Consider the following 23593-nt stretch of genomic DNA (forward strand, 5'->3'; position numbering starts at 1 on the left):
GGCGGGTTCGGTCTCGCGTGTCCGGGGCGGGCGGTGGCAGACTGCGCCAATGGGCGATGCGACGGGGAACCGGCACCTGATTCTCCTGCACGGCATGGGCGCCACCGGCGAGGTGTGGCCGCCCTGGGCGCCGCTGCTGGAGCGCCGCTGGCCCGGGCGCTGGCTCGCCCCCGACCTGGCCGGCCACGGCTGGTCGCCGCCGCTCGACGGCTACTCGTTCGACGCCCTGGCCCAGCGCGTCGCGGACGGGCTCGGTCCGCTCCGGCTGGGCCCGCACGACCGGCTGGTGCTGCTCGGGCACTCGCTCGGCGGGGTGGTGGCGCTGGCGCTCGCGGCCCGGCAGCGGGCTCTTCCGGTGGACGCGGTGGTGGGGCTCGGCATCAAGGCGGTCTGGTCCCCGGCCGAGCTGGCGAAGGCGAGCGAGCTGGCCGCCCGGCCGGTCACCTGGTTCGCCACCCGGGACGAGGCGGCCCGCCGCTACCTGCGCGTCTCGGGGCTGGCCGGGCTGTTCGCCCCGGACCACCCGGTGGTGGAGGCGGGGCTGCGGCGGGTCGACGGCCGCTGGCGGCTGGCGATGGACCCGGCCGCGTTCGCGGTCGGCGAGCCTCGGCTGCCCGCCCTGCTGGCCGCGACCGGCGTGCCGGTGCTGCTGGCCCGCGGCGAGCAGGACCCGATGGTGAGCGACGCGCAGCTCAAGGAGCTGGGCGTGCCGGTGGCCACCCTGCCCGGCCTGGGCCACAACGCGCACGTCGAGGACCCGGCCGCCGTGCTCGCCCTGCTCGACGCGTACCTGTAGAGCGGGGCCTACACGACGGCGCGCTGCGCCGGGACCGCCCAGTCGGCCTCCAGCTCGCGGCGGGCGGCGGCGAGGAACGCCTCGGCGTAGGCGTCGGCGGGGAAGTCGCCCAGGTAGCGGGTGCGCGCCGCCCAGCGCTGCGCGGCCTTCGGGTCGGCGTCGAGCAGGTCGGTGATCACCTGGTCCACGTTGGACATGTCGCGCCGCAGCACATAGCCGGACGCCGCGAGCGGGAACCGCTCGACGAAGTGCTCGCCGTCGGCGCCGGTGTCGGTGACCGCGTACGGCTTGCCGGAGTAGAGCCAGTCGGAGATGACGCCGGAGACGTCGGAGACCAGCGCGTCGGCGCGGTTGACGCACTCGGTGAGCGTCAGCTCGCGGGCCGCGGCGGCGCCGAACAGGTGCGGGCGGCCGGTCTTGGCCCGGTCGGCGGCGAGCAGCTCGGTGAGCCGGGCGAGCTGGCGGGCCGAGGCCGGGTTCTTGTCGGTGTACGGGTGGGCGCGCAGGATCACCGCCGCCCCGCGGTCGATCAGCCGGCGGATCAGCGTCTCGGCCACCGGCAGCGAGCAGTAGTTGGCGTCGGCGTGGTGCCCGGTCCAGGTCGGGGTGTAGAGGACCGTCGGGTGCGCCGAGGCGGCGGCCGGCTCCCGGCGTACCTCGATGGCTTCGACCTGGGGCCGGCCGACCACGACGAACTTGTCGGCGGGGATCTCCACGCCGGCGCGGGCGTACCTGTCGATCGCGGCCTGCCCGGCCACGAAGATCTTGTCGAAGATGGCCGAGACCGGGTTGGCGCTCGGGGCCTTGTCGCTGTCGCCGTGGTGCAGCTGCACGTGGGTGAGCTGGTTGAACCGGATCAGGTGGGCGTTCTTCGCGCCGTGGTTGACGTAGAACGCGACGCGCAGGCTGGGCACCAGCGCCTCGTCGAGCGCCTTCAGGGTGGGGCAGAGGACCACCGGGGCGCGGGTGGCGGCGGCGACGGCCGGCAGGAGCTCCGGCTCGCGCAGCACCACCATGAACGGGCGGCCGATCCGTTCCAGGTACGGCAGCCACATGGTGACCTGGTACTCGGAGCCGGGCGGCGCGGAGAAGTGCAGCACGAACTCGGGCTGGTGGCGGCGCAGGGCATGGCCGACCGGGCCCCCGCCGGCGGGCGGCCGGAACCGGCGCCGGGCGAGGTCGAGCGCGACCGCCCCGCAGCCGGCGCCGACGAGCAGCGCGGCGGCGAGCGCCGTGAAGGCGGGCAGGGCCAGCGCGGCGGCGAGCGCCACCACGGCGAGCAGCACCAGCAGCGCGTCACCGAGCCGGGCGGCGACCAGCGGCGTCCACGTGCGTACCGGAAGGTTCGCCGCCCGGATCTCCAGCGCGCCGGCCTGCCGCAGCGGGCCGACCAGCAGCACCAGGCCGAGCAGGACCAGCGCGGTGGCCGCGAGGGCCGGGTCGAAGCCGTCGTCGAGGCGCCGGGCGTAGCCGACGAGGATGCCGGCGGCGACGAGCACCGTCTCGGCGAGACCGTCGGCGGACGGCCGGACCCGGCGTTCCCAGGCGGTGGCGGCGAGCGCCGCGACGGCCAGGGCCAGGCCCCAGCCGGTGGCGCCGGTGAGCGCCACGACCAGGAAGGCCAGCACCGCCAGCCCGGTGGTCAGTACTCGGGCGAGCAGCTTGCGGACCAGGTCACCACGCATCTGGCACGTCCCGTCGGTCTCAGGCGCCGGTGGACAGCTCGGACCGGTCGGCGCCGGGCTGCGCCGGTACGGCGGCGACCTGCTCGCCGGGGGACCGGCGCACGTCGACCACCTGGCCGGTCAGTTCGGAGATCAGCACGTCCAGGGACGCCTGCGCGACCGCCTCGGAGGAGAGCAGCGTGTGCTCCGGCTCCTCGCCGAACGCCCGCGTCCGCATCGGGGTGGCGGTGCGCTCCGGGTTGACGCAGTTGACCCGTACGCCGAACTCGGCCCACTCGTCGGCGAGCGCCTGGGTGAGATTGACCAGCGCGGCCTTGGTGGCCGAGTAGAGCGCGTAGCGGGCCCGGCCCCGGGTGTACGAGCTGGACGTGTAGAGCAGCAGCTGGCCCTTGGTCTGCTGCAGGTACGGCAGCGACTGGCGCGCGATGGTGACCGGGCCGACGAAGTTGACGTGCAGGAGACGGTCCATCGTCTCGGAGTCCATCTCGGCGAGCGCGCCCTTCTCCAGGATGCCGGCGGTGACCACCACGTGGTCGATCCGGCCGGTGGCCTCGAACGCGGTCTTCAGCGCGGCGGTGACGTCCTCGGCGCGCTCGACGTGGGTGCCGGTGGTGGAGCGGCTGAACGGGAAGACCTGCGCGCCGTAGCCGCGGGCCAGCTCGGCGAGGTCGTGGCCGATGCCGTAGCTGCCGCCGAAGACCACGATGGTCCGGCCGGTCAGCTCCTCGGCGTAGCCGCGGTGGGTCAGCCGGGGCGCCTGGGCGGCGGCGAGCTGGAACAGCTTGTCGGCCAGGTGCACGTCGACCGGGTGGGTGACCTTGATGTTCTCGTCCGAGCCGTCGATCACCTTGATCGGCGTGCCGGGCAGGTAGCGCAGCACCACGCCGCAGTCGTCGGTGGCGGCGAAGTCGGGGTCGCCCTCGGCACGGCGGTACGCCTCGCGGATGGTGCCGGAGCGGAACGCCTGCGGGGTCTGGCCGCGGCGCAGCCGGGAGCGGACCGGGATGTCGGTGATGCAGTCGTCCGCGTCGACCTGGATGATCGTGTCGGCGGACGGGATGGCCACGTCGACGGCCGAGTACGTCCAGAGCGCGTTCACGCACTCGCGCACGATCCGGGCGCTGACCAGCGGGCGGACCGCGTCGTGGAAGAGGATGTTGACGTCGCCCTCGCCGACCGCGTCGAGCGCGATCCGGGTGGTGTCGTTGCGGGTCTCGCCGCCCTCGATCACCTTGGTGACCTTGCGGAAGCCGGCGTCGGCGACGATGCGCCGCGCGTCGTCGACGTGGCCGGTGGCCATCAGCACGATGATCTCGTCGATCTCCGGCGCGGCCTCGAAGACGGCCAGGGTGTGCTCGATGATCGGCTTACCGGCGATCTTGAGGAGCTGCTTCGGGATGCCCAGCCCGAGGCGCGTGCCGGTCCCCCCGGCGAGGATCACGGCCACCGTACGCGCGGGTCGCCAGGGTGCCGGGCTCGCCGGCGCGGCGTCCGGTGCGGTGGTGTGGTCCTGCGTCATTGCCGTACCTCACTCTGGGTGAAAGGGGATGGATCCGAAAACCTTAACGCGGACGGCGGAGCGCACCGATCCGGGCGATCCCGGGACCGGTGCGCTCCGGCGGGCTACTTCTGGCCCTCGTACGCGTCGCAGACCTCCTTGGTGGGGCCGTCCATCCTCAGGACGCCGCCCTCCAGCCAGATGGTCCGCTCGCAGGTGTCCCGGATCGAGCCGATGGAGTGGCTGACCAGGAACACGGTGCCGGCGCTGTCGCGCAGCTCGCGGACCCGCTGTTCGCTGCGGACCCGGAACTTGCGGTCACCGGTGGCCAGCGCCTCGTCGATGAGCAGCACGTCGTGCTTCTTCGCCGACGAGATGGCGAAGCGCAGCCGGGCGCCCATGCCGGAGGAGTACGTGCGCATCGGCAGCGAGGCGAAGTCGCCGCGCTCGTTGATGCCGGAGAACTCGATGATCTCCGGGGCGATCTTCTTGACCTGGTCCGGTTGCATGCCCATGGCGAGGCAGCCGAGCACCACGTTGCGCTCGCCGGACAGGTCGTTGAGCAGCGCGGCGTTGACGCCCAGCAGGGACGGCTGGCCCTGGGTGTAGACCGCGCCGCGGGCCGGCGGGAGCAGCCCGGCGATGGCCCGCAGCAGCGTCGACTTGCCGGAGCCGTTGCTGCCGATCAGGCCGATCGCCTCACCCTGGTACGCGGTGAAGCTCACGCCCTTGACCGCGTGCACCTCGCGGATGTTCGGCGCCTTGGTGCGCGAGACGATCCGCTTGAGCGCGGAGACCGGTGTGGTGCCGCCGCTCGCGCCCTTGTGGATCCGGTAGATCACGTGCACGTCGTCCACCACGACTGTGGGCACGCGACCCGAGTCGATCACGGGACCGGCGTTCAGCGGCAGGGTCTGCTCAGCCACGGCCGTACTCCTTCTCTCCGCGCCAGAAGTAGACGAACCCGCCGATGCCCATGACGACCGCCCAGAACAGGCCCAGCGCCCAGAGCTTCGGCGGCGAGCTGACCAGATCGGGCTGGTGGGAGTTGAGCAGCGAGAAGCGGGCCAGCTCGATGAAGACCAGCGGCGGGTTCCACTCCAGGAGGCTCGCGGCCCAGTGCGGCAGGTGCTGGCGGAACAGCGCCACCGGGTAGAGCACGCCGGAGGCGTACAGCCAGGTGCGCATCACGAACGGCATGATCTGCTTGAGGTCGGTGATCTTGGAGCCGATCCGGGCCATGATCATGGTGAGGCCGATGTTGAAGACCGTCTGAAGCAGCAGCGTCGGGGCGAGCAGCAGCCAGCGCCAGGTCACCGGCTCGCCGGTGAACAGCACGATCGCGCCCAGCACGACCATCGACATGAGCAGCTGCTGGAGCTGCACCAGCGTGACCGTGATCGGCAGCGCGGCCCGGGGGAACTGGAGCGCCCGGATCAGGCCCAGGTTGCCGGTGATCGCGCTGGTGCCGTTCGACACCGCGGTCTGGGTGAACATGAAGATGAACACGCCGGTGCACAGGTACGCGATGAAGTTCGACACGTTCCGGTTCTGCGACAGGATCACGCCGAAGATCAGGAAGTAGACCGCCGCGTTGGTGAGCGGTGTCAGCACCTGCCAGAGCTGCCCGAGCTGGGTGTTGCTCAGCGAGGACGCGACCTTCGCCCGCGAGTACGCGGTCATGAAGTGCCGGTACGCCCACAACCGGCGGGTGTACTCGCCCAGTGGTGGTCGTTCCCCGGCGACCCGCAACCCGTACCGCCGGGCCAGTTCGGCCCGGCTCAGTCCGGATTCGGGGTCGGCCACCGCGGTGTTGGCCATGATCAGGCGCTCCGATCTTTCGTGCTGATGGGGAGCAGTGCGGTGAACAGATCCAGCGTGGCCCGGCGGGGAGGAGCCGCCTCGCTGCTGCATGGAAGGTAGTCCACCGAACGTCGGGACGCAACCGTACCGTCGTTGCGCTACATTGTTCCACGTGACGACCGAGAAGAGGCGTGCCCCGGCCGGCGCGGCGGTGCTGCGCGGGGAGATCACCAGCGCCATCCGTACCGCCGTGATGCAGGAGTTGGCCGAGGTCGGCTACGGTCGCCTCTCCATCGAGGCGGTGGCCCGCCGGGCCGGTGTGAGCAAGACCGCCATCTACCGCCGCTGGCGGTCCAAGCTCGACCTGGTGCTGGACATGGTCTCCGCCGTGGCGGGCCGCAACATCCCGCTGCTGGACACCGGCAGCCTGCTCGGTGACCTGGAGATCCTGCTGCACGTGATGGCGCGTGCGCTGCGTCACCGGCTGGCCGCGCAGATCATCCCGGACCTGCTGGCCGAGGCGGCCCGCAACCCGCAGATCGCGGAGAAGCTGCAGGCCGCCCTGGACGACTACCAGCAGGCGGTGGGGCGGATCCTGATCGGCCGGGCGGTCGAGCGCGGCGAGCTGTCCCCGGACACCGACCGGCGCGCCGCCGTCGATCTCATCGTGGGGCCGGTGTACTGGCGGATGGCGATCTCCCGGGCCCCGCTGGAGCCCGCCGAGGTGCCCCGGATGGCGGCCGCGATCGTCGCCGCCCTGCGGGTAGCATGCGTGGGGCCTGTGCGCGACGAGGTGGAAGTCTGACCCGGGTCGCTCCCCGGAGGGCCGTCGTCGATCATGAACAGAACGTCACATTCAGTCGGACAATCAGCGCGACCCGATTGTTTTCCTGACAGAGCGGTAGCATCCCCCGAAATGTCTCCCATGAACCACGTGTCGACAGGAGGAAGCCCCATGGCCGGGCCGCATCCAGAGTTCATTCCCCCCGCACGGCCGATCATCGGCGAGGCCGAGATCGAGGCGGCCGTCCGGGTGCTGCGGAGCGGCCGGGTCGTGCAGGGCCCCGAGGTCGCGGCGTTCGAGGAGGAGTTCGGCGACCTGGTCGGCGGCCGGCACTGCGTCGCCGTCAACTCCGGCACCTCCGCGCTGCAGCTGACGCTGATGGCGCTCGGCTTCGGCCCGGGCGACGAGATCATCGTGCCCTCGTTCTCCTTCGCCGCGAGCGCCAACGCGGTGCGGCTGGTCGGCGCCGAGCCGGTCTTCGTGGACATCGAGCCGGGCAGCTTCTGCGTCGACCCGGAGGCGGTCGCCGCCGCCGTCACGCCGAAGACCGTCGCGATCATGCCGGTACACCTCTACGGCCACCCGGCCGCGATGGACCGGATCATGGCGATCGCGCAGCAGCACGGACTCGCCGTGGTCGAGGACGCCGCGCAGGCGCACGGCGCCGAGCTGAACGGCACCCCGGTCGGCGCGTTCGGCACCGCCGGCTGCTTCAGCTTCTACCCGACGAAGAACATGCACGCCCTGGAGGGCGGCATGATCAGCACCGCCGACGCCGAGCTGGCCCGTACCCTGCGGCTGCTGCGCAACCAGGGCATGGAGCAGCGGTACGCCAACGAGATCGTCGGCGCCAACATGCGGATGACGGACGTGGCCGCCGCCATCGGCCGGGTGCAGCTCACCCAGCTCGGCGAGTGGACCGAGCAGCGCCGCGCCAACGCCAAGTTCCTCGACTCGGCGATCACCGGCATGGTCACCCCGCCGGTCGCCGACGGCGCCCGGCACGTCTACCACCAGTACACCGTGCGCGTCACCGGCAACCGGGACGCCGCCCAGGCCCGCCTCACCGAGCTGGGCATCGGCAACGCGGTCTACTACCCGACCCCGATCCACCGGCTCAAGCCGTACCTCGTGGACGGCAAGCCGGGCGCGTGGGACCTGCCGGAGACCGAGCGGGCCGCCGCCGAGGTCGTCTCGCTGCCGGTGCACCCGTCGCTGAGCCAGGCCGACCTGGAGCGGATCGCCGAGGGCGCGAACCTGGCCGGCGGTGCCCGGTGAGCGCGAGGAGTGAGCCGGGTTTGCGAGCCCCGCAGTCGCGAACGAAGGAGGGCTCAGTGAGTGAAGGTCGCAAGCTGCGCGCCGGTCTGATCGGCCTCGGCGCCATGGGGCGCAACCACGCCCGGGTGCTGTCCAACCTCGACGGCGTCGAGCTGGTCGGCGTGGTCGACCCGGCCGGCGACGTGACCGGGACGCTGCGCGCGCCCGTCGTACCCGAGCTGAGCGACCTGCTCGCCCTCGGCGTCGACTACGCGGTGGTGGCCTGCCCGACGGCGCTGCACGAGCCGATCGGCATGGAGCTGGCCGCCAACGGCGTCTGCGCGCTGATCGAGAAGCCCCTCGCGCAGTCCGTCGACGCGGCGACCCGGCTGGTCGAGGCGTTCGAGGCCGCCGGCCTGGTCGCCGGCGTCGGCCACATCGAGCGCTACAACCCGGCGCTGCAGAGCCTGCGCACCCGCCTGGAGGCCGGGGAGCTGGGCGAGGTGTTCCAGGTCGTCACCCGGCGCCAGGGCCCGTTCCCGCACCGGATCGCCGACGTCGGCGTGGTGATGGACCTGGCCACCCACGACATCGACCTCACCGCGTGGGTGACCGGCCAGGAGTACACCTCGGTCTCCGCCCGCACGGTCTCGCGCAGCGGCCGGCTGCACGAGGACATGGTCGCCGTCGTCGGCCAGCTCGCCGACGGCACCATGGTCAACCACCTGGTCAACTGGCTGAGCCCGCTCAAGGAGCGGTCCACCGTCGTCACCGGCGACAAGGGCTGCTTCGTGGCCGACACGCTCACCGCCGACCTCACCTTCTACGCCAACGCCGCCATCGACACCGAGTGGGAGGCGCTGCGCGCGTTCCGCGGCGTGGCCGAGGGTGACATGGTCCGTTACGCCATCCCGAAGCGGGAGCCGCTGCTGGTCGAGCACGAGCGGTTCCGCGACGCGGTGGAGGGCAAGCAGAGCGACATCGTCACCCTGCGGCAGGGCCTGCGTACCGTCCAGGTCGCCGCCGCCCTGCTGGAATCCGCGTCCGACGGCCGTACCGTGGCCGTGGGCCCGGCCGCCGCCGACCGGGACGGGCGCGGCCTGCAGCCGACACCGGCCTGACACCGGCCCGGCCGGGCGTCGCCGCCGCCCGGCCGGCCCGGTCACCTCCCGTCGATCCCCAGCAGACGGTCGAAGCCCGGTGCGTTCACCGACCAGTCCCAGGTGGCCGAGGCGTGCTTGGCCGCGGCCTCGCCGGCGGCCCGCCAGACCTGCTCGTCCGCGGTGACCGCACGGACGCGGGCGGCGGCCTCGGCCGGCGTCGCGACCACCCAGTCGGCCGGGAAGACGGTACGCGCGCCGTGTTCCCCATCGGCGAAGAACGGCCAGTCCCGCACCACCGGCACCGCGCCGCTCGCGGCGCCCTCCACCACGGCACAGTGGAAGCTCTCCCGCACCGAGCTGCTGAGCACCACGCCGATGCCGGTCAGCACACCCGGCACGTCGTCGGTGTGGCCGAGCCGGGTCACCGCGCCGGAGGGCGCCAGCTCGGCCAGATCCGTCTCCAGCGCCGCCGCGTAGTCGCGCGCCGCCCGGCTCATCCCGGTGTCGATGCTCCCGCCGACCAGCAGCAGGCGGTACCGCTCGTCGGCGGCGCGCAGCAGCCGCAGCACCTCGATCGCCCACCGCGGGTCCTTGGCGACCGCGCTGGTGCCCACCAGGCCGAGCGTGAACCGGGCCGCGGAGTCCTTCGGCCGCGCGAACGGCGCCAGGTCCATCGCGTTGCACAACACGTGGGTACGCGGCGCGTGCGCGCCGGTGAGCCCGGGCGCCACCCGGAGCGTGAAGTCACGCAGGTGCTCGGAGACGAAGACGACGTCGTCCACCCGGCTGAAGTCGATCAGGTTCGGCCACCTGCCGAACGCCTCGTAGCTGTGCAGCCGGACCACCACCCGGGTGTCGCCGGGGTCGACCAGGCCGACCATCACAGCGGTCGCCGCGGCCCAGTCGACGAACACCGTGTCGGCCCAGTCCAGGTGCGGGCGCAGCCAGGCCTCGACCTGCCTGCCGTACTCGGTGTCGCGCAGCAGCGCCTCGGCGGTCATGCGCCTGGACTGCCGGATCAGCGGCCCGGCCACGGGGTCGTCGTCCAGCCGCACGTAACGCAGCTCCACATCGGGGTGGGCGGCGTAGCGCTCCCGGATCGCCTGCACGAAGTGCGCGCTTCCGTTGAGCAGCAGCAGCACCCGTTGCGGCCGGTCCGTCGGCGGCGGCGCGGCCGGCTGCCGGCGGCCGCGCGGCGTCAGCAGCGCCCGACCCACGGCGCTGCCGTGCAGCGGCGCGAGGAACGCCGCCGGATCGTCCGCCAGCGGCGAGTCGAGCTGGTCGAAGTGGATCACCCGGTGGAACTGGGTGTGCAGCACCCGGTGCAGCCGCCGGGCCGCCGCCTCGCCGTCACCCCGGGCGTACGCCCGGTCCGCCTCGGCCAGGTCGGCCTCGACGGCGGCAGTCAGGTGGGCCGGGGTGCGTCCCTCGGCGATCTCGTCGGCGGCCTCCTGCGCGAGCAGGTCGGCACGGGCGGCCGGGCCCACGCCACCGGCCACCGCGACCAGCGCGGCCCGGGACTCCGCCGCCGGCCAGCCGGCCCGGACCATGCCGGCGCGCAGGCGGCGGGCCAGCGACGACCGCGCGCCGGCCGGCAGCAGCGGCGCGGCCGCCAGGCCGTGGATCAGACGGGCCGCCGCGCGGTGACGCACCACCCGGGGAGCGGTGACGCGACGGAGCACGCCGGCTGCGAGCTTGCTGCCCATCTGGGCTGGGTCCTTCCGATCGCGGAGGCTGGCGCCGCAACGCCGACCCGCGTGGTCGGCGAGCGCGGTTCGTGCATGTTAACGTGGCGCGGTCCCTACTTGCGGCGAGGAAGGTTCGGGTGCCGGCAACTTCAGCACGGGACGTCGTCGTCCTCACGCCCTGGTTCCCGACCCGCGAACTGCCCTTCCGCGGCTCGTTCGTCCAGGCGATGGTCGACGCGACCGCACCGGTTTCCGACCGGATGACCGTCTATCACTGCGACGCCTGGGTGGCCGCCCTCGATCCGGCGGCTGAGCGCCGGGTCAAGGACGCCCACCGCGTCCTGCTCGGCCACGCCCGGCACCGCACCCCGACCGTCGGCGGCGCCGACCTGGTCTACGTCCCGGTGCCGGTGCCCCGCGGGCTGGGGCACGCGGCCAGGACCGACCGGCACGACGAGGCGCTGCGCGCGGCCCTCGGCGGCCGTCCGCTCACCGCACCGGTCGTGCACGCCCACGTCGGGCTGCCCAGCGGCTGGGCGGCGATCCGCAACGCCGGCCCGGACACCCGGGTCTACGTGACCGAGCACGCCAGCTTCCTGGACAAGGTGCTCGAGACCGCCCGCGGCCGGGAGATGTACGACGAGGTGCTCGACCGGTGCGCCGGTTTCCTCGCCGTGGGCGAGGGCGTCCGGGCCCCGCTGGTCGAGGCGTTCCCGCACCACGCGGACCGGATCGGCGCGATCGCCAACCCGATCTCCTTCGACCGGCCCCGTCCGACGCCGATCACCGCGCTGCGCCGGTGGCTGTTCGTCGGCGCGCTCTCCGAGCTCAAGGGCGTACCGCTGCTGCTGGAGGCGTTCGCGCGGTGCCGGCAGGACGACCCGGCACTGACGCTGACGCTGGTGGGGGAGGGCGCGCTGCTGGCGAGCCTGACCGCCCGGGCGGCCGAGCTCGGGGTGGCCGACGCGGTCACGTTCACCGGGGCCGTCCCGCCCGAGCGGGCGCTGGAGCTGATGCGGGAGCACGACCTGCTGGTGCACCCGAGCCGCCGCGAGACGTTCGGGGTGGCGGTCATCGAGGCCATCGCGGCCGGGCTGCCCGTCCTGGTCACCCGCTGCGGCGGTCCGGAGCGGACGCTGGCCGGCATCGAGGACGCCGCCGGTCAGATGATCGACGTGACAGACGACCCGGAGACGATCGTCGCCGGATACCGGCGGCTGCGGTCCCGGTTCCCCGACGACCTCGAACCGGCCCACGCCCGTAAGGCGCTCGCCGACCGGTACGGCTACGCCGCCGTCGCCGAGACGCACCGCCGCCTGTGGTTCTCCGACGAGGCCGACCCGGCGGTCTGACGCCGGGCGCCGCAGCTGATGGAGTGAGATGCACGTCCTTTTCCTGTCCGTCGGGTCGGTCCGGCGGCGCGCGGTCGTGGAGGAGTCCCGCCAGGTGATCGCCGACGGGGGCGCCGCCACCGTGGTGGTCGACAAGATGGGCCCCTGGAGTCGTGAGACGTTCGCCACCGGCGTGCGGGTGATCGACCTGGCCGCCCTGCAACGTCGGCTGCCGGCCGACCGGGTCGAACAGGCGGCGCTGTACAAGGCGCCCCGCAAACTGCTGCGGACCATCGGCCGCGGTCCGCTGCGGAAGGTGTCGAAGCGGGCCGAGCGCGCGTTCCAGCGGCGCCTCGCCGACCCGGCGCACCGGGCGTTCGTGCGGATGCGCGGCGACCAGCGTGACCGGCTTCTCGCCCGGGCCTGCGCGCGTCCCACGGTGGATGTGCTCGTCGTCACCGATCCGGTGGCGATGCCGTACGCGGTGCGCCTGCTGGAGCGCCGACGCGGTCACGCGAGCCCGAGAGTCTGCTTCAGTTACGACTACTCTGGAGTGGCGACCGATGGCCAGAACCGACCCGACCCGGATTCCGCCCAGGGGGACAATCCATGACGCGCCCGACGCGCCGACCGCGCATCCTGTACCTGTCCTTCTACTTTCCGCCGTCGCGGGCCAGCGGCGTGTACCGGGCCCGGGCCACCGCGAACTACCTGGCCGAGCACGGCTGGGACGTGACCGCCTTCGCGTCGCCGCTGTCGTTCCTGCACCGCGTGATCGGCTCGGTCGACGAGCAGCTGGCCGAGACCGTGCACCCGTCGGTCCAGGTGGAGCGGCCCAACATCAGCCACTTCGCCTGGGAACGTGACCTGCACGCCTACGGCCGGTTCCGGGGCATGTCGCCGATCCTGGCCCGCAACCTCTACAACTTCGGGTTGAAGAAGTTCTTCCCCGAGCACTACCTGTCCTGGGCGCTGGCGTCGGTGCGCAAGGCGCTGCGGATGCACGCCCGGCGGCGCTTCGACGTGGTGCTCGCCACCGGCAACCCGTTCGCCTCGTTCGCCGCCGCCTGGATGATCCACAAGGCCACCGGCGTGCCGTTCGCCGTCGACTACCGCGACGCCTGGACGCTCAACATGTTCACCGAGGAGCCGGGGTACGAGCCGGGCCACCCCGCCTGGCGCTGGGAGCGCCGGATCCTGCGCGACGCCTCCGCCTCGATCTTCGTCAACCAGCCGCTGCTGGCCTGGTACGCCGACCGCTACCCGAACGCCGCGGACCGGATGATGGTGGTCCCCAACGGCTGGGACCCGGATCTGCTGACCCAGCTCGACGCGCCCACGCCGCCGTCCGAGTCGGACCGCGACCGCCCGCTGCGCTTCTCCTTCCTCGGCACCATGAACAGCACCCAGCCGGTGGAGCAGATGGCCGAGGCGTTCCAGATCGCCCGGCGGCATCCCGACCTGGCCGACGCGGAGCTGAACATCCACGGTCACCTCGGCTACTTCAAGCAGGGCAAGACCGACCTCATCGCGCGGCTCGGCCTGGTCGAGGGCGAGCAGGGGCACGCGCTGCCCGAGTACGGCATCCACTACCGGGGCCCGGTCTCCAAGACCGAGGTCGGCAAGGTCTACCAGGACAGCGACGTGCTGGTCTTCCTGGCCGGCGGCGCGCGGTACGTCACCTCCGGGAAGATCTTCGAGTACATGGCGAGCGGCAGCCCGATCGTCTCGGTGCACGCGCCCGGCATCGCCGCGCAGGACGTGCTGGCCGGCTATCCCCTCTGGTTCAACCCGGAGAGCCTCGACGTGCACGACATCGCCGAGTCGATGATCGCCGCCGGCAAGGCGGCCCGGGACATGTCGGCGAAGCAGCGTGCCGAGGCGCGTGCGCACGCCGACACGTTCACCCGGCAGGCGGTCACGGCGCCGCTGGAGGCCAGGCTGCGCTCGATGGTCAGGCGCAAGATCGAGGCGGGAAGGATCGCATCGTGACGTTCGACGACGCAGCCGGCAACCAGCCGCCCACCGCGGGCGCGTCCCGCACGCCGCGGGCGCTGCTGCTGGCGTTCAACCACAAACCGCACGAGAAGGTCGTGGCGCTGGCCGAGCGGCTCCTCGACGAGGGCGCCCGGCTGGACGTGGTGGTCCTCAGCGACACCAACTGGGCGGACCTGGCCGGCCGGCCCAACGTGCGGCTGTTCACCCTCGGCGCCGCCGAGAAGCGGCATCCGCTGCTGCGTACCGAACGGATCGTGGTCACCAGCGGACCCCGGCGGGTGGCCCGCGGGCTGAGCCGGCTGGCCGGCGGCGGCACGGCGAGCGGCCTCAGCCGGCGGCAGGAGCGCCTGAGCCGGGCGTTCCACAAGCGAGTGTTCATGAAGGCGTACTCGAACGTGCGCCCGCTGGTGCTGTCCAGGCTGGCCGACAAGCGGCTGTCCGAACTGGACCTGGAGCGCGACCCGGTCGACCTGATCGTGGCCTCCGACGCGCTGTCCATCACGCTCGGCTGGCGGCTGGCCCGCCGCTTCCCGAACGTGGTCGCCACCACCTCGCTCGACCCGCCCCCGTTGGCGCAGCTCACCGCGGCGGCCTGACGCCGCCTGCCGCACCACGTGAAGCGGCCCGCCGGCACCGTCGATCGCGACGGCGCCCGGCGGGCCGGTCCGATTTCAGCGGGCGTGCTCGGCGAGCACCCGGACCACGTTCTCGGCCGCGCGGCCGTCACCGTACGGGTTGCCGCGCGCGGCGGCCGGCCGGGGCCGGGTGGCGGTCCGCACCCAGCCGTCGGCGCCCAGCGCGGACGGGTCCGGAACCAGCCGGTTCCAGTCGTCCGCGAGGGTCTCCACCCACTCCGTCTCCGGGCGCAGCGTGGTGCAGGGCCGGTCCAGCAGGTACGCCTCCTTCTGCAGGCCGCCCGAGTCGGTCACCACACCGACGGAGCCGAGCACCGCGGCCACCATGCCGCCGTACGGCAGCGGCCGGCCCACGTGCAGCGCGCCGCCACCCAGCTTGATGCCGTGCTCCTCGGCGCGGGCCAGCAGGCGCGGGTGCGCCAGCAGGGCGACCGGCACCGGCAGCTCGGCGAGCGCGCCCACCAGCGCAGCCAGCCGCTCCGGGTCGTCGGTGTTCTCCGCCCGGTGCAGCGTGGCCAGCAGGTACGGGGCGTCCGGGTCGATGCCGGCCGGCAGCTCGGGACGCGGCTGGTCACCGGCCAGCACGGCGTCACGGACCCGCAGGCACACGTCGACCATCACGTCGCCGACCAGCACGGAACGGGCGGCCAGGCCCTCGGCGGACAGGTGGCGCACCGCCTCCTCGGTGGGCGCCAGCAGCAGGTCGGCGCAGTGGTCGGTGAGGACGCGGTTGTGCTCCTCCGGCATCCGGCGGTTGAACGAACGCAGCCCCGCCTCCAGGTGGGCCACCGGCAGGTGCATCTTCACCGCGGACAGCGCGCCGGCCAGCGTGGAGTTGGTGTCGCCGTACACCAGCACCCAGTCGGGTCGTTCGGCCGCGAGCACCGGGTCGAGGGCGGCCAGCGTCTTGCCGGTCTGCACGCCGTGGCTGCCGGAACCGATGCCCAGGTGCACGTCCGGGTCGGGGATGCCGAGCCCGGAGAAGAAGACGTCGGAGAGGTCGGCGTCGTAGTGCTGCCCGGTGTGCACGATGACGTGCTCGTGCTCCGTGGCGGCGAACGCCGCGGCGATCGGTGCGAGTTTGACCAGCTGGGGCCGGGCGCCAACGATGCTGACGACCTTCATGTGGGTGATCCCTCCGATTGACTGTCCGTCCGACCGGGGCGGCGTCCGTGGGCGCCCCGCGGAACCGGCTGCGCCGGCCGGTGAGGGGAACCCCCACGCGGGCGATCCAGGCTAACATCGGGGCATTCCGCTTCTGGACGCCGACAAGGCCGGCACGAGCGCGAGGAAATCCCGTCATGGTCGAGTCGTCGGTCGTTCAAGAGCGCCCGCAGGAGCCGGCTGAGCCGCCCGCCGCCCGGCGGCCGCGTCCCCGGCCGCGCCCCGCGCAGCTCGTGCTCGCGGGTCTGGTCGTCGCGTTCGTCGCCGCGCGGCTGAGTATCGCCGCGCGGGCCGAGGCGTTCCGCACCTTCGACACCCGGTCGTACGCCGGGCTGCTCGACGGGCCGAACCCGACCGCGACGCTCTCCTTCACCGGGCACGCGCCGCGACTGTGGGGCACGCCGCTGCTCTACACGCTCGCCGGCAGCGATCCGGCCCGCGCGTGGACGCAGGCCCTGATCAGCACCGCGGCGTGGGTGGTGCTCGTGCTGGCGCTCTGGACGATGCTGCGCGGCACGACCGCCCGGGTCTGCGCCGGGGTCGCGCTGTTCGTGCTGGCGCTGACCCGCGCGGTCTACGTGTGGGACCACACGCTGACCGCCGAGTCGCTCTCCATCAGCCTCGGCCTGCTCGCGTTCGGCCTGCTGGTGCTCTGGGTGCGCCGGCGCTCGTGGCCGCTGCTCGCCGCCACGGTCGTGGTGACCGTGTGGTGGATGTTCGTCCGGCAGGACATGCTGCTGTTCATCGCGCTGGTGCCGGCGGTGCTGGCGGTGCTGGCGTGGCGCAGCCGCCCGCACCGCTGGGCGGCGGTGGTGGCGCTGGTCGCGATCGGCGCCGGGCTGGGCTGGAACGCGGCGCTGCTCGGTCCCACCGACGAGACGTTCGCCAGGTGGAGCGCGTCGGGCCGCTCGCAGACCGACGAGACGTTCCTCTACCGGCTGATGGTCGAGGTGCAGCGCGACCCGGAGATTCGGCAGGTCTACCACCGCGAGCTCGGCATGCCGCGGTGCGTGGCGATCGAGGACCCGAGCCTGGTCCGGCGGTGGAACGTCCGCAAGTTCTCCGAGGCGTACGCGAACTGCCCCGAACTGCAGCGGTGGGCCGAGGAGCACGAGATGGCAATCGGCTTCCGGTACGCGATGGCCGAGCCGGATCACTACCGCGAGATCATGGTCGGCCGGATCCTGCCGATGGCGCTGGGCAGCACCGAGTTGCACACGTACGGCCGCCCGGTGTCGATGCTGCCGGACGCGGTCGAGAGGGTCTGGTACCCGCGCCGCGACCTGGTGCTTCCTCTGCTCGCCGGCGCCGTCGTGGCGACAGTGCTGGCGTGCGTGCTCACCGGCGCGGTCCGCCGGCGACCGTGGCTCGTCCTGGCCGGCGTGCTCGGTGTGGTGGTGAGCCTGGTCAGTGTGCTCGCCAGCCTCATGCTGTCCGCCGGGGAGTACAGCCGGTTCGGCATCCAGGAGGCGATCTACCTGCGGATCAGCCTGGTGGTGCTGGCCGTGGCGGCGCTCGACGCGGCGCTGACCAGGCCGTGGAGACGCGCCGGGCGGGCGGCCCGGGGGGTGCCGGGCGACGACGCCGCGCAGCCGTAAACTCCTGCCTCATGACCGTTCCGGACACCCGTCCCACCGACCCCGCTGCGGCCACTCCCGGAGACACCTCGCCCGGCGACACGGAGGTCCGCCGGGCGCCGGAGCCGGCGGAGACCGGGACGGACGACGGCGGCCGCACCGAGGCCGGCGACGGGACCGGCGAGCGGCCGGTCCGGCGGTGGAGCCGGTGGGACGGCGTCGTCGCGGCGGTCTACCTGGCCTGGGCGCTCCTGGTGACCGCCCGCGGGTGGCGCAACCCGGACGGACGCCTGCTCGGCAGCCGCCCGGACGACCAGGGATTCAACGAGTGGATGCTGGCGTACGCGGCGCACGCGGTCCGGCACCTGGAGAACCCGTTCTTCACCACCGCGCAGAACGCCCCCGACGGCGTGAACCTGATGACCAACGTCGGCATGCAGCTGCCCGGGATCCTGCTGTCGCCGGTGACGCTGCTGTTCGGCGCCCCGACGGCGTACGTGCTGCTGATGACGCTCAACCTGGTCGGCACCGGCTACGCCTGGTACCACGTGCTGTCCCGGCACGTGGTGCGGTCCCGTGCCGCCGCGTTCGTCGGCGGCCTGTTCTGCGCGTTCGCGCCGGCGCTGGTGTCGCACAGCAACGGGCACCCGCACATGACCGCGCAGTGGCTGGTGCCGCTGATCGGCTGGCGGGTGCTGGTGCTGGCCCGGGGCGGCCGGGTGCTGCGGGACGGGCTGGTGCTCGGCGCGCTGATCGCGGCACAGTTCTTCATCAGCGTGGAGATCCTCTTCCTGCTCGCGCTCGGCTGCCTGCTCGCCGCGCTGGCCCATCTCGCGCTGGCGCCGAAGGTCGCGTTGCGGCGCGCCCCCCGGCTGCTGGGCGGGCTGGGGGTGGCCGGCGCGCTGGTCGCTGTCGTCACCGCGTACCCGCTGTGGATGCAGTTCTTCGGGCCGCAGCACCGGATGGGGCACCCCGGCGGCCCCGACGTCTACGCCCTGAAGCTCGGCTCCTACGTGCGCTACGCGACCGAGTCGATCGCCGGCAGCCCGACCAGCGCCGGCGGGTGGGGCCCGAACACCACCGAGCAGGTCAGCTTCTTCGGCTGGTCGCTGGTGGTGGTGGCGGTCGCCGCCGCGTGGTGGCTGCGCAAGGAGGTCACCGTCCGGGTGCTGACCCTGGTCGCCGTGGTGTGCGCGCTGCTGTCGATGGGCACCACCTGGACCTGGGGCACCGAGCGGACCACGATCCCGGCGCCGTTCGCGTTGCTGCAGCACCTTCCGGTCTTCGACGCCGTGGTGGTGGCTCGCTTCGGGTTCATCACCACCATGGCCGTGGGTGTCCTGCTGGCGCTGGCCCTGGACCGGATGGCGAGTCTCGCGCGTGACGGGGACCGGCTGCCGGCCCGGATCGCTGTCGTCGCGGTGGCTGCCGCGCTGGTGCCGCTCCTGCCCACCCCGCTGCCGGCCCAGGGCCGTCCCGCGGTGCCGGACTTCGTCACCGCCGGCACCTGGCGTGACCACGTGGCCCCCGGCCGCACCCTGGTGCCGGTGCCGGTGGCGAACATGACCTCGGTCTACTGGGGCTCGGCGGCGCTGGCCGAGTTCGCGGTCCCGCAGGGCTACTTCCTCGCCCCCACGTCCAAGGAGGACCCGACCGGGCGGTGGGGCGTCGAGCCGCAGCCGACGGCGAAGCTGCTCACGCTGGTCGCGGAGGGCAAGCGCGGCACCGACGTGACGCCGGCCGAGGTCGCCCAGGCCCGCGCCGACGCCCGCTACTGGCGGGCGGACGCGGTGGCGCTGCCCAAGCACCGCCGGCAGGAAGACCTGCGCGTGGTGCTCGACGCCCTGTACGGGCCGGGCCGCCAGGTCGACGACGTGTGGCTCTGGGACGTGCGGCCGTTCAGCAACTGAGCGGCGCGCCTACGGCGACCGGTTCCAGATGATCAGGACGTAGCCGCCGAAGTAGGCGGAGACGATCAGCAGCGGGGCCAGCACGGTGACGGCCCGGGCCCAGCCGGCCCGGGCCAGCGCGACGGCGACCGGCAGCAGGAGCGGGAACGCGGGCAGCAGGAAGCGCGCCTTCGCGTGGTAGTAGCCGGCCGCGCCGAGCGTGGTGAGCAGGATCAGGCCGCTGTAGAGCAGGAGCTGCCAGGGCTGCCGGTCGAGGGCGCTGAGCACGAACAGCGCCAGCGCGATCAGCACCACGAGCGTCACCACGTACATGGTCAGCGCCGTGGGCTGCGCCAGCACGCGCTGCGCCACCCGGACCGTGTCGGCGCCGAAGTCGAAGGTGGTGCCCCAGCCGGCGTCCTGGATGTGGAACCAGCCGTCCGGCCGCCCGGTCTGCCAGCCCACCCAGGCCAGGTACCCGACCCAGCCGGCCGGCGCGATCACCAGCGCGGCCCACGGGCGCCAGCCGTCGCGGCGGCGCAACGCCGCGATCAGCGCCGCGAGACAGACCACGGCGAGCAACGCGGAGCCGGTCGGCCGGGTCAGTCCGGCGCACAGGCTGAGCACGGCGGCGAGCAGCCACGAGCGGCGCAGCAGCGCGTACAGGGACCAGGCGGCGAACGCGGTGAAGATCCCCTCGCTGTAGCTCATGTTCTGCACGATGCTGTGCGGCAGCACGCCCCAGAGCACGGCGAGCAGGATGCCGACGCGGCGGTCGTACAGCCGCTCGCCGACCGCGAACAGACCCCAGGCGGCGGCGAGCGCGGCAACCGCGGCGACCGCCAGCGCGGTGGCGCGCGCGCCGAGCGGGGTCAACGGCTCCAGCGCCCCGACCAGGCGGGGATAGAGCGGGAAGAAGGCCATGTCGCTCTGGACCCGGGCGTAGCCGTCGTAGCCGTCGCGCGCGATCCGCAGGTACCACACGCCGTCGGACCCGGTGAGCAGCGCGGCCGGCCGGGCCCCGGTGGCGCGGGCCCAGAGCCAGAGCGTGACCAGCCCCACCGCTCGCACGGCGACGTAGCCGACGAGCGCGGGCAGGGCGTTGCGGAAGGCGGTCGCCAGCCGGTGCCCGAAGGAGGCCCGGTGCTGGGAAACCGTCTCCGCGGGCGGCTGTTGGCCGCGCGTCGGTGCGGTCATGCGTGGTCCTGTCCGAGTGATCTTCGCCCCCGGCGTCAGCGTCCGGGGCGTCGGCGACCGGCGGGAGCGCTGCCCCGGAGCCGGGTGCAGGGTAGCAACGGCTACACCGGCTTCCCGGCACGGCCGGGCATCGGCCTCCCGCGCCGCGCTTGTCGTACACTCGCTCGGGTCGCACGTGCGACAGTGGTTGACACGGAGACGGACGGGCATGGGTTCTGACGGGGCGATCTCTGCGGCGGACCTGGGGGCGGCAGCCGCGGCACGGGGCGCCGTCACGATCGACACCTCGGCCCGGACGGCGGCCGGGCGGTGAGCCGACCGGACGTCACGGTCGTCGTCGCGGTGTACAACACCATGCCGGACCTCACCACCTGCCTCGAGTCGCTCGTCAACCAGACGATCGGGCACGACCGGCTGCAGATCGTCGCGGTCGACGACGGCTCCACCGACGGCAGCGGCGCGGAGCTGGAGCGGTTCGCGGCGGCGTACCCCTCGGTCCTGACGGTGGTGCACCAGCCCAACTCCGGCGGGCCGGCCGCCCCCAGCAACCGGGCGCTGGACCTGGCCACCGGCCGGTACGTGTTCTTCATCGGGGCCGACGACCACCTGGGCCGCGAGGCGCGGGTGCGGCTGGTGTCGGCGGCCGACCGGTGGGGCTCGGACGTGGTGCTCGGCCGCATGGTCGGCGTGAACAAGCGCTACGTGCACCAGGAGATCTACGACCGGACCCGGTCCGACATCGACCTGTTCGACTCGCCGCTGCCGTTCTCGCTGTCGAACACGAAGCTGTTCCGGCGGGACCTGATCGAGCGTCACCACCTGCGCTTCCCCGAGGACATGGCGGTCGGCAGCGACCAGCCGTTCACGTTGGAGGCGTGCCTGCGGGCGGCCCGCATCTCGGTGCTCGCCGACTACGACTACTACTTCGCGGTCAAGCGCCTCAACTCCACGAACATCACCTACCGCAGCGACCATCTCGCCCGGCTGGAGTGCGTGGAGCGCATCGTCCGGTTCGTGGCCGACATGGTGGAGCCGGGGCAGCGGCGCGACGCGGTGCTGCGGCGCCACTTCGCCTGGGAGATCGCGAAGCTGTTCCGCCCCGACTACCTCAAGCTCGACGCCGAGACCCGGGAGCAGGTCCGGTCGCGGGTCGGCAAGCTGGTCCGGGAGTACCTCACCGACGGCATCCGCGACCGGCTCGACGCGGCCACCCGCGTACTCGTCGGCACTGCGGCGTACGGCCGGCCGGAGGACCTGGTGGCGATCATCCGGCTGACCGCCGCCGACGGCCTGCCCTCGACGGTGGTCCGCGACCAGCGCTGGTTCGCCGCGTTCCCGGGCTTCGGTGAGGCGGGTGGCCTGAGTGACGAATGGTACGAGTTGGAGCCGGCGGCGAGCCGGTGGCTCGCCGCGCTGACCGCGGTTTCGGTACGCTCGGTGACCGGGCCCGACGGTGACCGGCGGGTGCAGATCCTCGCCCGCAGTCCCCGGCCGGATCTCGCCGACCTGGTCGGCGGGGACATGTCCGTGCGGGTGGGTGAGGCGGAGGCCGCGGCGCGGCTGCTGCCGGCCGACCCGATGGGCACGACTGTGGAGGCCACGTTCCGGCTCCCGGATCTGGCCGCCGACCTCGGTCCGGCGGGAACGACCCGGGCGGTCCGGGTCCGGGTGGCGGACAGCGCCGCCGTCCCGGTGCGGGGGTTCCGGCCGCCGCTGATCCACCGGGTGGTGTACCGCGACGGCACCCGACTGCATCTGGTCACGATCAACAACAACCACAAAGGTCACTTGGCGTTCACCGTCTGGCCGGTGACGCTTCGCCGGGTCGCGGCCCGTCTTCGGCGCCGGCTCCCCCGAGGAGGAAAGTAGTTCATGAACATCTGCGTCGTCGCGCTCGGCAAGATCGGTCTGCCGCTGGCCGTGCAGTTCGCGTCCAAGGGGCACCGGGTGATCGGGGCCGACGTCTCCGAGCGGGTCGTCCAGCTGGTGAACGACGGTGCGGTGCCCTTCCCGGGCGAGGCCGACCTGGACGTCAAGCTGAAGGAGACGGTCGCCGCCGGCCTGCTGTCGGCCACCACCGACACCGCCGCCGCGGTCGCCGAGTCGGAGGCGGTCGTCGTGGTCGTGCCGCTGTTCGTGGACGCCGAGGGCGTGCCGGACTTCGGCTGGATGGACGACGCCACCCGGGCCATCGCCCGTGGGCTGAAGCCGGGCACGCTGGTCAGCTACGAGACCACGCTGCCGGTCGGCACCACCCGCAACCGCTGGGCGCCGATGCTCGCCGAGGGGTCCGGCCTCACCGCCGGCACCGACTTCCACCTCGTGTTCAGCCCCGAGCGGGTGCTCACCGGCCGGGTCTTCGCCGACCTGCGCCGCTACCCGAAGCTGGTCGGCGGCATCGACGAGACGTCGGCCGCGCACGGCGTCCGGTTCTACGAGGCGGTGCTCGACTTCGACGAGCGGCCCGACCTGGACCGCCCCAACGGCGTGTGGGATCTCGGCTCGGCCGAGGCGTCCGAGCTGGCCAAGCTCGCCGAGACGACCTACCGGGACGTGAACATCGGCCTGGCGAACCAGTTCGCCCGCTTCGCCGACACCGTGGGCGTGGACGTCACCAAGGTCATCGAGGCGTGCAACACGCAGCCGTACAGCCACATCCACTCGCCGGGCATCGCGGTCGGCGGCCACTGCATCCCGATCTACCCGCGGATGTACCTGTGGAACGACCCGGCCGCCACCGTGGTGCGCTCGGCCCGCGAGGCCAACGCGGCCATGCCGGAGTACGCGGTCGACCTGCTCGCCGCCGCGTACGGCGACCTGACCGGGGTCGGCGTGCTGGTGCTCGGCGCCGCCTACCGCGGTGGCGTCAAGGAGACCGCCTTCTCCGGCGTCTTCCCGACCGTCGAGGCGCTGCGCCGCCGGGGCGCGGTGCCGTACGTGTCGGACCCGATGTACAGCAACGAGGAGCTGGCCGCGCACGGCCTGCCCGGCTACGACGGCGAGCCGCTCGGCGCCGCGGTGATCCAGGCCGACCACGCGGAGTACCGCACGCTGTCCCCGGCCGACCTGCCCGGCGTGACGGTGCTCGTGGACGGCCGGCGGGTCACCGACCCGGAGCGCTGGACCGGCGTGCGCCGGGTGGTCATCGGAGGCTGACCGCACACGCGCGTACCGGGCCCCGGCCGTGA

At 73.2% G+C, this 23593-nt stretch carries 19 protein-coding genes; 12 read left to right on the forward strand and 7 right to left on the reverse strand.

The annotated features are described in order from the left end of the window. The first annotated feature begins 49 nt into the window (after positions 1-49). Positions 50-796: an alpha/beta fold hydrolase gene (locus tag BAW75_RS11690; RefSeq protein ID WP_104113588.1), complete on the forward strand. Its 747-nt coding sequence runs from the start codon at positions 50-52 to the stop codon at positions 794-796. A gap of 8 nt (positions 797-804) precedes the next feature. On the opposite strand, the gene BAW75_RS11695 is transcribed toward BAW75_RS11690, so the two are convergent. The 4 genes from BAW75_RS11695 to BAW75_RS11710 form a co-directional block, all read right to left on the reverse strand. Next, a complete protein-coding gene (locus tag BAW75_RS11695) occupies positions 805-2481 on the reverse strand; it encodes a CDP-glycerol glycerophosphotransferase family protein (RefSeq protein WP_104113589.1) in 1677 nt (558 codons plus the stop codon). Positions 2482-2500: 19 nt separating this feature from the next. After that, entirely contained in the window at positions 2501-4000 is a 1500-nt protein-coding gene (locus BAW75_RS11700; RefSeq protein ID WP_043325117.1) for a bifunctional cytidylyltransferase/SDR family oxidoreductase, read from the reverse strand. A gap of 104 nt (positions 4001-4104) precedes the next feature. Next, positions 4105-4905 carry an ABC transporter ATP-binding protein gene (locus tag BAW75_RS11705; RefSeq protein ID WP_030499725.1) on the reverse strand — a complete coding sequence of 267 codons (801 nt, stop codon included), beginning with the start codon at positions 4903-4905 and terminating at the stop codon, positions 4105-4107. After that, positions 4898-5800, reverse strand: coding sequence for an ABC transporter permease (locus tag BAW75_RS11710; RefSeq protein WP_043325116.1), 903 nt, complete (start codon positions 5798-5800; stop codon positions 4898-4900). Before BAW75_RS11710 ends, BAW75_RS11705 begins: the two co-directional genes overlap by 8 nt. Before the next feature lie 154 nt (positions 5801-5954). Here BAW75_RS11710 and BAW75_RS11715 point away from each other — a divergent pair, with 154 nt between their 5' ends. From BAW75_RS11715 to BAW75_RS11725, 3 genes are all read left to right on the forward strand, one after another. Beyond that, the gene (locus BAW75_RS11715) at positions 5955-6587 is read left to right on the forward strand and encodes a TetR/AcrR family transcriptional regulator (RefSeq protein WP_043325115.1); all 633 of its coding nucleotides are present in this window, start codon (positions 5955-5957) and stop codon (positions 6585-6587) included. A 150-nt stretch (positions 6588-6737) separates the two neighbouring features. Beyond that, positions 6738-7844 (forward strand): DegT/DnrJ/EryC1/StrS family aminotransferase, encoded by a 1107-nt coding sequence (locus tag BAW75_RS11720; protein WP_104113590.1) that lies wholly within the window; start codon positions 6738-6740, stop codon positions 7842-7844. Positions 7845-7900: 56 nt separating this feature from the next. Beyond that, complete coding sequence (locus BAW75_RS11725; protein ID WP_043325113.1) at positions 7901-8944, forward strand: Gfo/Idh/MocA family protein; 1044 nt, start codon at positions 7901-7903, stop codon at positions 8942-8944. 41 nt (positions 8945-8985) lie between these two features. Here BAW75_RS11725 and BAW75_RS11730 read toward each other — a convergent pair whose 3' ends face one another. Further along, the gene (locus BAW75_RS11730; RefSeq protein ID WP_104113591.1) at positions 8986-10632 is read right to left on the reverse strand and encodes a glycosyltransferase; all 1647 of its coding nucleotides are present in this window, start codon (positions 10630-10632) and stop codon (positions 8986-8988) included. A 119-nt stretch (positions 10633-10751) separates the two neighbouring features. On the opposite strand from BAW75_RS11730, the gene BAW75_RS11735 reads away from it, so the two are divergent. From BAW75_RS11735 to BAW75_RS11750, 4 genes are read left to right on the forward strand one after another with little or no spacing between them, the layout of a single operon-like run. Continuing rightward, positions 10752-11966 (forward strand): glycosyltransferase, encoded by a 1215-nt coding sequence (locus BAW75_RS11735; protein ID WP_244206087.1) that lies wholly within the window; start codon positions 10752-10754, stop codon positions 11964-11966. 28 nt (positions 11967-11994) lie between these two features. Then, positions 11995-12558 carry a hypothetical protein gene (locus tag BAW75_RS11740; RefSeq protein ID WP_051611092.1) on the forward strand — a complete coding sequence of 188 codons (564 nt, stop codon included), beginning with the start codon at positions 11995-11997 and terminating at the stop codon, positions 12556-12558. After that, complete coding sequence (locus tag BAW75_RS11745; RefSeq protein ID WP_030499733.1) at positions 12555-13937, forward strand: glycosyltransferase; 1383 nt, start codon at positions 12555-12557, stop codon at positions 13935-13937. Before BAW75_RS11740 ends, BAW75_RS11745 begins: the two co-directional genes overlap by 4 nt. Further along, complete coding sequence (locus tag BAW75_RS11750; protein WP_064447476.1) at positions 13934-14539, forward strand: hypothetical protein; 606 nt, start codon at positions 13934-13936, stop codon at positions 14537-14539. Before BAW75_RS11745 ends, BAW75_RS11750 begins: the two co-directional genes overlap by 4 nt. 75 nt (positions 14540-14614) lie before the next feature. Here the strand turns inward: BAW75_RS11750 and wecB are convergent, their stop codons facing one another. Then, complete coding sequence (wecB, locus tag BAW75_RS11755; protein ID WP_043325111.1) at positions 14615-15703, reverse strand: non-hydrolyzing UDP-N-acetylglucosamine 2-epimerase; 1089 nt, start codon at positions 15701-15703, stop codon at positions 14615-14617. 176 nt (positions 15704-15879) lie between these two features. Here wecB and BAW75_RS11760 point away from each other — a divergent pair, with 176 nt between their 5' ends. Both BAW75_RS11760 and BAW75_RS11765 read left to right on the forward strand, forming a co-directional pair. Then, positions 15880-17340, forward strand: a complete 1461-nt coding sequence (locus BAW75_RS11760) for a hypothetical protein (RefSeq protein ID WP_104113592.1) — start codon at positions 15880-15882, stop codon at positions 17338-17340. An 11-nt stretch (positions 17341-17351) separates the two neighbouring features. Further along, entirely contained in the window at positions 17352-19229 is a 1878-nt protein-coding gene (locus BAW75_RS11765; RefSeq protein WP_104113593.1) for a DUF6311 domain-containing protein, read from the forward strand. 9 nt (positions 19230-19238) lie between these two features. On the opposite strand, the gene BAW75_RS11770 is transcribed toward BAW75_RS11765, so the two are convergent. Next, the gene (locus tag BAW75_RS11770) at positions 19239-20405 is read right to left on the reverse strand and encodes a hypothetical protein (RefSeq protein WP_064447479.1); all 1167 of its coding nucleotides are present in this window, start codon (positions 20403-20405) and stop codon (positions 19239-19241) included. Between the two features lie 309 nt (positions 20406-20714). Here BAW75_RS11770 and BAW75_RS11775 point away from each other — a divergent pair, with 309 nt between their 5' ends. Together BAW75_RS11775 and BAW75_RS11780 are read left to right on the forward strand one after the other, a co-directional pair. Continuing rightward, entirely contained in the window at positions 20715-22274 is a 1560-nt protein-coding gene (locus tag BAW75_RS11775; protein ID WP_104113594.1) for a glycosyltransferase, read from the forward strand. A 3-nt stretch (positions 22275-22277) separates the two neighbouring features. After that, positions 22278-23561 (forward strand): nucleotide sugar dehydrogenase, encoded by a 1284-nt coding sequence (locus tag BAW75_RS11780; RefSeq protein WP_043325107.1) that lies wholly within the window; start codon positions 22278-22280, stop codon positions 23559-23561. The last annotated feature ends 32 nt before the right edge of the window (positions 23562-23593 follow it).

The sequence above is a fragment of the Micromonospora chalcea genome, from assembly GCF_002926165.1.
GTDB classification, from domain to species: Bacteria; Actinomycetota; Actinomycetes; order Mycobacteriales; family Micromonosporaceae; genus Micromonospora; species Micromonospora chalcea.